The sequence below is a fragment of the Oleiphilus sp. HI0080 genome (assembly GCF_001635135.1).
In genome coordinates this window covers 1-901 of sequence record NZ_LWFU01001083.1, presented here as the reverse complement: position 1 = coordinate 901, position 901 = coordinate 1, and the positions used below count along the sequence as shown (strand labels likewise).

The following is a 901-nucleotide window of genomic DNA, read 5'->3' as shown; positions in this document are numbered from 1 at the left end:
AGTCCCATATCGGGCGACATCCTCACCACCCTCACCAGAGTTAGAGCGACCTCCCAACGTATTCATTGCAACAGCTAGAGCCTCATGCGCTTCCGGCGACAGAGCGCCCAAAGACATCGCGGCAGAGTCAAAACGCGGAAAGATATTCTCTACTGGTTCGACTTCGCTCAAAGGAATTTCTTTGGCATTGGCGCTAACCACAAATAGATCCCGCAAAGTTGCAGCGGGGCGCTTGTTTACAAGCTCTGCATATTCTTTGTAGATGCCGTAATCGCCACTCTCAACTGCACGCTGAACCGTATTGACTACATCAGGATTGAAGGCATGGTACTCTTGACCATGCACGTATTTAAGAAGACCACCTGGCTGAATCGACTTGCGCGCCTTCCAAGCTTCCTTCGCAAGCAGTTCCTGCTCGGCTTGGAGATCCTCAAAGTCCGCTCCCTTAATTCGGCTAGCGACCCCTTTGAAACAAAGATCAACAACATCATCCGCTAGACCAACAGACTCAAACAACTGCGCGCCACGATACGATGCAATTGTGGAAATGCCCATCTTCGAAAGAATTTTGAGAAGCCCTTTACCAATCCCCTTGCGATAGTTGTTCTTCGCTTCAATCGGGTCCATTAACATCTCACCACTCTCGATGAGGTCGTTAATGATTTGATAAGACAAATACGGATAGACCGCCGTCGCACCAAAACCAAACAACACTGCAAAATGATGCGGATCGCGAGCAAAGCCTGTTTTGACAATGATATTGGCATCGCAACGCAGTCCTTGTTCCACCAAATGATGGTGTACAGCACCGGTCGCCATAAACGCATTCACCGGCAACTTGCCTTGTTCAATATCTCTGTCTGACAGAACGATAATCACATTTCCGTCACGCACCGCTTGC

The 901-nt window shown here is 49.2% G+C and carries 1 protein-coding gene; it reads right to left on the bottom strand.

Annotated elements, in window-relative coordinates; all coding sequences use genetic code 11:
• Positions 1-901, bottom strand: a 901-nt coding sequence (locus A3751_RS19950) for a glutamate synthase central domain-containing protein (protein ID WP_255376108.1), incomplete at both ends; no start/stop codon positions are given.